Below are 8382 nucleotides of genomic sequence, written 5' to 3'. Positions count from 1 at the left end.
CCTCCCTCCTCGGGGCGGGCTACCTGCTGATGCGCCGCCCGGGACTGTTCTGGGCCGCCGGGGCGGTCACCTTCGCGCTGGTCTGGACGACGGCCGCGACCGCCGAGACCTGGAGCGAGGTGCTCCTGCTGCTGTGGTGGGCGGCGGCCGTGGCGCACGGGTGGCTGCTCGCCCGGCGCCGGCGGGGAGCGCCGCGGACGGNNCGGTGGTGCTGGGCGTGGCACTGCTGCGGTTCGACGCCCACGGCATCGAGGACGCCATCGCCCGGGCGCGCGCGGACGGCGACTGCGGTGCGGTGACGGAGGCCCAGGAACGGGTGGGGGCGGGGCACAGGATCGCCGCGGCCCCGATCGCCGCACGCGGCGACACGGCGGTCGACACCTGTGAGCGGCTGGAGACGGCGGAGGCCCGGCTGACCGCCGGACTGGAGGGCGACCAGGACGGCCTGGCCTCGGGCTTCCGCCTGCTGGCCTCGGTCCTGGAGGAGGACTCCCGCAACGACGCCACGGCCGGGGCCTCCCTGGACCGCTTCCTGGACGGGCTTCCCACCGACGACGCCTGCGAGACGGTCCGGATCACGGACTGGCTCGGCGACCGGGAGCCCGGGCCGGGCCGGCAGGTCCTGGACCGGTCCTCCGAGACCGCCGACCGGCTCGCTCCCGCCGCGCTGATGGGCTGCGGCGACGCCCTGATGGGCACGCGGGAGTGGGCGCAGGCGGAGTCCCGCTACCAGCGGCTGCTGGACGAGTACCCCGGCGACAGCCACGAGGACCGGGCCCGCAAGGCGCTCCGGAAGGCCGTGCTGGCCCTGCAGCTGGACGAGGTGCGGGAACTGGTGCGCGGGAACCGCTACTGCGAGGCGCCGGCGAAGTACGAGGGTGCCCCCGCCCGCCGCGCGGGCTCCGGCCGGGCCCTGTTCCTCGGGGACGGCGAGCACCCGGGCAAGCTCCCCGGCGCCTGGCGGACCACCGACGAGGCGAAGGCCGCACTGGTGGTGTGCGTGGGCCCACAGGACTTCGGAAGCGCCGTCCGCACCTGCCCCTACCGGAGCGAGACCAGCGGGCGGATCACCGACGTCACGTTCCACCGGATCTCGCTCCCGGTGAAGGTGTACGCGCTGTGCACCGGCAAGCGCGTGGCCGACCGCACGGTCCAGATCGGCGGCTCCACCTGCCCGTCGCTCTTCTTCACCTACGGCGTCATCCCCTCGGACAAGTACGTCACCCCCTCGAAGTCCGACATCCGCGACGCGTTCTCCTCCGTCCTCGGACGGTGACCCCCGGCCGCACGGCTGCTGGGCACCGGCGCCCTGCGGCCGGCGCCCGACGGACTGTCAGTGCCCGGTGCGAGACTGCCGGGCATGACGGAACCGAACCCGAAGGCGGACCTGGTCCGATACCTGCAGGACGCCAGGGAAGCCCTGGTGTGGAAACTCGAAGGACTCCCGGAGTACGACGTCCGCCGCCCGCTGACACCCACCGGCACCAACCTGCTGGGGCTGGTCAAGCACGCCGCCGGAGTGGAACTGGGCTACTTCGGCGACGTGTTCGGCCGACCGTTCTTCCGGCAGGATCCGCCGTCCTGGTGGTACACGCAGGACGCCGAACCCAACGCGGACATGTGGGCCACCGCGGACGAGTCGCGCGAGGAGATCGTCGCGCTCTACCACCGCGCGTGGGAGCACGCGGACAGCACGTTCGCGGCACTCGAGCTCGACGCCGTCGGCCACGTCCCGTGGTGGCCGAAGGAGCGGAGCGGGACCACGCTGCACCACCTCATGGTGCGCGTGATCGCCGACACCCACCGGCACGCCGGCCACGCGGACATCCTGCGGGAGCTCATCGACGGTGCCGTCGGCCGGGGGAAGGGAGCGAGTGACCTGCCGTCCGGTGACGCGGCCTGGTGGGAGGACCACCGGAACCGGCTGGAGCGGGCGGCGAGGGAGGCCGGCGACCGCTGACCGGCCGGGACGCGAGGTCCGGCGGAGCAGGGCGATCAGGGCCGCTTCGTCGGCCGCGCCCTCCGTGCGCTCTCCCAGCGCCTGATCGGCCTCGGCCGGCTGGTGCCCGTCGTCGGCGAGGCAGGCCGTCACCCGGCCGGGGACGCCCAGGGCGGGGGTCCACCGGCTGCCGTTCCAGCGGGCCGCGCCGGTGTACGCGCATCCGCCGTCGTCGCGGGCGTACGGACCCGTCAGCGCGGTCGGGCCCAGGGCGGCCGTCACGGCGTCGGGCGCCGGGAGTCCGTCGCGTTCGTCGTGGTCGACCAGGACGGGCACGGGGGAGTCGGTGCCGAGGTCCAGAACGAGAGAGCTTCCCCTTGACCGGGCCGGGCCGGGTCGGCGTGACGGCGGCGGCCCGCCCCGGACATTCCCGCCGCATCCTCCCTCATCCGTCCGCGCGGGCCGTCGCCCCGTCGCGGAGGCGCCGGTTCCTGACGGGCCGCCAACCGTGCGCAAGGTATGGACAGTTGTCGAGTGGCGTGTTGTCATTCCGCTGCACAGTGAATTTCCAACGTTGAAATAGTCTCCGGCCGTCACGGCGCCGGTGCCGTTCCGGGCCGGCGTGCTCGCGTTGGCCACCGGTGGACACCTGCCGCCGACAGGGCCGTTCACCTGACGCAGTCCGTTTCGTCCTGTCCCCAAGCCCCCTGCGCGAGGAAAGGTTCGATGACAAGACAACACACCCGCCCGAGGGCCCGGTGGTGGGCTCTGCTGGCCGCCGCGGCCCTGGTCCTGCCCACGAGCGCCGCGGTTCCCGCCGCGGCGGCCGCGGAACCCGCGAGCACCGGCACGGCCGCGCGCACCTCCGGTGCGGCAGCCGACGCCGCCGTCGGGCAGCACGGCCTGAAGGGCGAGTACTTCAGCATGTCCGCGCCGGGAGCCAGGGACTTCGCCGAACTCGGCGGCACCCTCCTGGAGCCGCAGATCAACTTCTCCGGCCTGACGAGCACCTTCGAGGAACTGACCGGGAGGACGGAGCACACCACCGCCCGCTGGACGGGGCAGATCGAGGCCCCGGAGACCGGCGACTACACGTTCCACGCCGTCGGCGACAACGGCTTCCGCCTCTTCATCGACGACAAGCCGGTCATCGACCACTGGGAACCGGACTGGGACCGGGAACAGACCAGCGAGCCGCTCAGGCTGGCCGCCGGTGAGAAGCACACCTTCCGGCTGGAGATGTTCCAGGACCTCGGCGGGTCGAACATGTTCCTGCGCTGGTCGAGCCCGACCACGCCCAAGCAGCTCGTCCCCGAGTCGGCGTTCACCCCGCCCGCCGGCTTCGAGGTCTTCCCGGTGGACCTGTCGGTCGCCGAGGACGGGAAGCGGCTGCGCGCCCGCTTCGAGGAACGGGTCGGGGGCCTCGACGAGGTCGCGGAGCACCTGAGGATCGAGGCCGACACGACCGCCATGCCGGTCGCGTCGGTGAAGGCCGCCCCCGGCGACCGCGCCTCCCTCCTCGTCACGCTCGCGAAGCCGGTCCAGAAGAACCAGCGGGTCCGGTTCACCTACGACGGCGACGGCGCACTGACGGCCGGCGGCAAGGCCGTGCCCCGGATCGTCCGCTACGCCGCGAACGCCTCCGGCCACCGGCTCACCACACCGTGGGGCGACAAGCTGGACAGGAAGAACCCGCTGCCGGAGCACCCCCGCCCGCAGCAGGTGCGCTCCCAGTGGAAGAACCTCAACGGGACCTGGCAGTTCAGCGGTGCGAAGGCGGGCGAGCAGCCGGTCTTCGGCAGGAACCTGGACGAGAGGATCACCGTGCCGTTCCCCGTCGAGTCCCAGCTGTCCGGGCTCGAACGGCACGAGGACCACATGTTCTACCGCAAGCTCGTCGAGGTGCCGAAGAACTGGAAGGTCGGCCGGGGCAAGCGGCTGAAGCTCCACTTCGGCGCCGTGGACTACCGGGCCCGCGTCTGGGTCAACGGCAGGAAGGTCGCTGAACACACCGGCGGGTACACCGCGTTCAGCGCCGACATCACCGACGCGCTCAAGGGCCGGGGCGCGCAGGAGGTCGTGGTCGCGGTCACCGACACCGGCGGCGCCGACCAGCCGACGGGCAAGCAGCACACCAGCCCCAGCGGCATCTTCTACACCCAGTCGTCCGGGATCTGGCAGACGGTCTGGATGGAACCCGTGGCCGACACCGCCATCGACGACGTCGTCACCACGCCCGACATCGACACCGGCACTCTGGCGGTGACCGTCGAGTCCGAGGGCGCCTCCCCGAAGGCGCGCGTGGAGGCCGTCGCCCGCGACGCCCGCGGCAAGGTCGTCGGCAAGGTGAGCGGACCCGCCAACCGCGGGCTCCGGCTCCCCGTGGCGAAGCAGCGCCTGTGGAGCCCCGACGACCCCTACCTCTACGACCTCGAGGTCAGGCTGACCGACGGCAGGTCGGCCGACAGGATCGACAGCTACTTCGGCATGCGCGAGGTGGGGATCGAGGAGGTCGGCGGCTACCGGAAGCTGGTGCTCAACGGAGAACCCGTCTTCTCCCTCGCCACCCTCGACCAGGGCTTCTGGCCCGACGGCCTCTACACCGCCCCCAGCGACGAGGCACTCGCCTTCGACCTCGAGGCGCACAAGAAGCTCGGCTTCAACGCCGTCCGCAAGCACATCAAGGCGGAGCCGGCACGCTGGTTCCACCACGCCGACCGGCTCGGCCTGCTGGTCTGGCAGGACTTCGTCTCCGGGAACATCACCAACGAGACCGGACAGAAGGCCTTCGTCGACCAGGGCCGCGAGATGATGCGCCAGCACCACAACGCGCCCTCGGTCATCGGCTGGATCGTCTTCAACGAGGGCTGGGGCGAGTGGAACCGCGAGGAGAGCGGCCGCATCGCCGAGTCCGTGAAGGCCGCCGACCCCTCCCGCGTCGTCAACGCCCACAGCGGTGTCAACTGCTGCAACTCCAAGGGCGACTCGGGCAAGGGCGACATCATCGACCACCACGACTACAACAACGACGACCCGCCGTTCCCCGACCACCGGGCGGCCATGGACGGCGAGCACGGCGGCTTCACCCTGCGGACCCCCGGCCACATGTGGCCGGGCACGCCGACGGTGATCTACAGCGGGGTCGCCGACAAGGAGGCGCTGACCCGCAAGTATGTGGAGAACACCGAGCGGTTCTACCTCGACCAGGCCGCCGCCGAACTCTCCGGTTCGGTGTACACGCAGATCACCGACCTGGAGAACGAGCTGAACGGCCTCTACACCTACGACCGCCGGCAGATCAAGGTCGACCCGGTCCGGGTGCGCGAGGCCAACCGCAAGGTGATCGCGGCCGGCGCCGCCGCGGGCGAGCGGGAGCAGCTGAAGGGCGGCGGCCACTGGACCCTCGACGAGGGCACCGGCACGACCGCGAAGGACGGCGGCCCCAACGACAGGCCCCTGACGCTCGCCGAGGGCACGGGCTGGACCCCCGGCGTCAGCGGCAGCGCGCTGGAGTTCGACGGGCGGGGGCAGCACGCCGAGACCGACGGCCCCGTGCTCGACACCACCGGCAGCTACTCCGTCGCCGGCTGGGTCAGGCTCGACTCGCTCCCCGGCAACTACGCCACCGCGATCAGTCAGGACGGGCGGCGCCAGGCCAGCCCGTTCTACCTGCAGTACGGGCAGGGCGCCTTCGCCTTCAGCACCCCCGACGGGAAGCGCGCCCGGCTGGAGACGAAGCCGGACACGGGCCGCTGGTACCACCTCGTCGGCGTCCGTGACGACGCGCGGGGCGAGATCGACCTCTACGTCGACGGCGAACTCGCGGCGACCTCCACCGCCGGCCCCGCCTACGTCGGCACCGGACCGCTCGCCGTAGGCCGCGCCCAGTGGAACGGCGGCGACACCGACTTCTGGGACGGCGCGGTGGACGAGGTCCACGCCTACGACAGGGCACTCACCGCGGAGGAGGTGAGCGCCCTGCACGACCGCGAGAAGCCGTAGGCGGACCGTCGGCGGGCACGGTGGGCCGTGCCCGCCGACGGTCGCGGCGGTGGGCGGAAGGGGCGGANNTCCGCCCCTTCCGCCCACCGGGGGGAGCACCACCCGGGCGGCGACGGCCCGAGGGGCCGCCGCCGCCCCTCACCCGGGGTGCCGCACACCGCTCACGGCGCCCAGGGTGCCGCCACGGTCCAGGTGGTGTCCTCCGTGAACAGGGCGGGGCTGTCCCAGGCGTGCGTACCGCCCGGGGTGGCCAGCCACAACCGGGCGTCGTAGTGGCGCAGGTACTGCCCGGGGAAGTTGTGGGCGGACAGCCGCACCGCCCCGTTCGCGCCGCGCACCGGGCAGAAGGTGGCGTCCGCCCGGAACAGGTCGCCGCTGCCGGACTCCTTGTACACGCGGTACTCGCGGTGGCGCAGGTACTCGCCGGGGTAGTTCCGCGACTCGAACGAGTAGCAGGAGCCGTCGGCGAGGCCGGGGACGATCCTCCAGGTGGCGTCGTTCTTCAGCAGCGCGCCGCTGCCGCCGTCCACGGCCTCGGTGAACACCGCGCCGTCCCGGTGCCGCACGTACCGGTTCGTCAGCCCCGGTGTCGTCACGCCGAGGGACCGGTACTGGCCGGCCGGCAGGGTGACGGGGGCCGACGGCGACCGGGACGCGTCGATCAGGGCGCGGTTGGCGGCCCTGACCCGCGCCTCGTCCACCTTCACGACCTGACGGTCGTAGGTGAGCAGGCCGTTGGCCTCGTTCTCCACGTCGGTGATCTCGGTGTAGACCGCGCCGGACAGGCCCCGCGGGAGCCGCACCTCGCGGATCGCGTCCAGCAGGCCGACGAACCGGTCGTTCAGGTGGGCCGCGTCCGGCTGGTCCTCGTAGCTGAAGCCGCCGCCGGGGTACCACTCGTGGCCGGGCACCTTCAGACCCAGTCCGCCGTACTCGCCGAGGACGGCCGCCCGGCCGGCGTCGGGCACCGTGGTGCCGGGACCGACGTAGACGTGGTGGTCGACGACGTCCCCGTTGCCGCCGTCCACGGAGCCGCAGCAGTTGACGCCGCTCATGTTGTTGACCAGGCGGGACGGGTCGTACGCCTTGACCTCGTTCGCGAGGCGGGCCTGGTCGTACTGGCCCCAGCCCTCGTTCTGGTTGACCCACATCACCACCGAGGGCGAGCTGCGGTGCTGGTCGATGACGCGGTCGTACTCGGCCTCCCACTGGGTGCGGGCGGCCGCGTCCGGTGTGCGCAGGTCCATGGACGGCATGTCCTGCCACACCAGCAGGCCGAGCCGGTCCGCGTGGTAGAACCAGCGTTGCGGCTCCACCTTGATGTGCTTGCGCACCATGTTGAAGCCGAGGTCCTTGTGTTTCTGCAGGTCGTACCGGAGGGCGGCGTCGCTGGGCGCGGTGTAGATGCCGTCCGGCCAGTAGCCCTGGTCCAGGGTGCCGGTCTGGAAGACGAACTCGCCGTTGAGGACGGGGCGCAGGACGCCGTCGACGCGGGCGACGCCGACGGAGCGCATCCCGGTGTAGCTGCCGACGGAGTCGGCCGTCGTGCCGCCGGAGAGCAGGTCCGCCCGTACGTCGTAGAGGAAGGGATCGTCCGGCGTCCACCGCCGTGCGGAGGGCACCGGCACGGTGAACTCGCCGCCGACGGGGCCGGTGGCGGTGCCCACCGCGCTGCCGCCGGCGGAGACCGTCACCCGGGCCTGGTGGCCGTTCGTCCCGGCGCCCCGGACCGTGACCTTGAGCCGGTTGTTCGCCAGGTCGGGAACCATGTCGAGGCGGGTGATGTGCGCGGGCGCCGTGGGTTCGAGCCACACCGTCTGCCAGATGCCGGACGCGGCGGTGTAGAAGATGCCGCCCCCCGGATGTGGTGTCACGTCGTTGATCCGCTGCTTGCCGACGGCCTGGCCGCCGGTCTGGGTCGGGTCCCACACGGAGACGACGACGGTGTTGGCGCCGGGGCCGAGCAGGTCGGTGATGTCGTAGGAGAACGCGTCGAAGCCGCCGCTGTGCGGTGCGCCGGCCTGCCGGTCGTTGACCCACACGGTGGTGCGCCAGTCACTGGCGCCGAAGTGGAGCTGCACGCGGCGGCCGTTCCAGCCGGCCGGCACGGTGAAGGTGCGCTTGTACCAGAGCTTGTCGTTCTGGGTGATCCGGCGCTGGATGCCGGACAGGGCGGACTCGGCCACGAACGGCACCCGGATCTGCTGGGGGAACGACGCCGGCCGGCCGGCTGGAACGGCCGCCGCGTGCAGCTCCACTTCGGCGCCAGTGACTGGCGCACCACCGTGTGGGTCAACGACCGGCAGGCCGGCGCACCGCACAGCGGCGGCTTCGACGCGTTCTCCTACGACATCACCGACCTGCTCGGCCCCGGCGCCAACACCGTCGTCGTCTCCGTGTGGGACCCGACCCAGACCGGCTGCCAGGCCGTCGGCAAGCAG

General features: G+C 72.5%; 4 protein-coding genes and 1 pseudogene. 4 read left to right on the top strand and 1 reads right to left on the bottom strand.

Features of this window, described 5'->3' with window-relative positions:
* Positions 1–203: 203 nt before the first annotated feature.
* From AOK18_RS13805 to AOK18_RS13795, 3 genes are all read left to right on the top strand, one after another.
* Positions 204–1276 (top strand): tetratricopeptide repeat protein (locus AOK18_RS13805; RefSeq protein ID WP_206281541.1); only part of this gene is annotated, 1073 nt, incomplete at its 5' end.
* Positions 1277–1360: 84 nt separating this feature from the next.
* Complete coding sequence (locus AOK18_RS13800; protein ID WP_055694546.1) at positions 1361–1960, top strand: DinB family protein; 600 nt, start codon at positions 1361–1363, stop codon at positions 1958–1960.
* A gap of 705 nt (positions 1961–2665) precedes the next feature.
* Positions 2666–5941 (top strand): glycoside hydrolase family 2, encoded by a 3276-nt coding sequence (locus tag AOK18_RS13795; RefSeq protein WP_055694545.1) that lies wholly within the window; start codon positions 2666–2668, stop codon positions 5939–5941.
* Positions 5942–6102: 161 nt separating this feature from the next.
* On the opposite strand, the gene AOK18_RS13790 is transcribed toward AOK18_RS13795, so the two are convergent.
* Complete coding sequence (locus tag AOK18_RS13790; protein WP_240503171.1) at positions 6103–8199, bottom strand: AbfB domain-containing protein; 2097 nt, start codon at positions 8197–8199, stop codon at positions 6103–6105.
* Here AOK18_RS13790 and AOK18_RS13785 point away from each other — a divergent pair.
* A pseudogene (locus AOK18_RS13785) lies at positions 8164–8382 on the top strand (hypothetical protein); the annotation flags it as partial. The gene AOK18_RS13790 and the pseudogene AOK18_RS13785 sit on opposite strands and share 36 nt — an antisense overlap.

This window comes from Streptomyces prasinopilosus (assembly GCF_001419695.1).
Classification (GTDB): Bacteria; Actinomycetota; Actinomycetes; order Streptomycetales; family Streptomycetaceae; genus Streptomyces; species Streptomyces prasinopilosus.
Note: the sequence above shows the minus strand (reverse complement) of the source record. Positions and strands in the feature narration are given on the sequence as shown.

Coding starts and splice junctions, on each gene's coding strand:
- AOK18_RS13795 (WP_055694545.1), top strand. CDS start 2,666: ATGACAAGACAACACACCCGCCCGAGGGCCCGGTGGTGGGCTCTGCTG.
- AOK18_RS13800 (WP_055694546.1), top strand. CDS start 1,361: ATGACGGAACCGAACCCGAAGGCGGACCTGGTCCGATACCTGCAGGAC.